Annotated in this window: 1 protein-coding gene; it reads right to left on the bottom strand. The window is 61.2% G+C overall.

Annotated elements, in window-relative coordinates; all coding sequences use genetic code 11:
* Positions 1 to 26: 26 nt before the first annotated feature.
* On the bottom strand, positions 27 to 493 hold a 467-nt coding region (locus AC1D0P_RS28600), incomplete at its 5' end, for a hypothetical protein (protein ID WP_477679823.1).

The raw sequence follows: 493 nt of genomic DNA, 5'->3' as shown, positions 1-493 counted from the left end.
TCCATGCACAGCGCCGATCGCGCCGATCACCCGAAGATGAAATCGTCCGCGGTGACGCTGGCGAGCTGCGTSGCCTTGAGCGTGATGCTGTCRTGGCTGTCGAAGGTGATGACCACGTCCGACCCSACCTGYGCCATRTGCAGGCCGGAGAACTGCGTYGCAAATGCAGGGTGGATGTCAATGTGGCCGTGTGYCGATGTCGTCACGTCGAGATTGTAGACCGTGTCGTTGCCGCCCTGATAGTTCAGCGTCGCAKTCTTCATRTTGCGGAAATAGAACGTATCGTTCAGCGTGCCGCCGCTCAGGGTTTGCGCRTCCGCATAGTCAGTGATGGTGTGRGTGCCGGCGGCCAGGCGCGTGTCGCTCGTCAGCACGACGCTGCTGCTGCTGAGCCTGTCTTCGCGCATGGTCCCCGTGCCGTCCTGAAGATAGTAATCGACAGTGCGCGAGCCGTTGGCGGCGATCGTCGAATGGTTGAGGATCGATCCGGTGC

The sequence above is a fragment of the Polaromonas sp. P1_G2 genome (assembly GCF_056405515.1).
The sequence above is the reverse complement of the archived record's forward strand: the minus strand, read 5'-3'. Positions and strand labels throughout refer to the sequence as shown.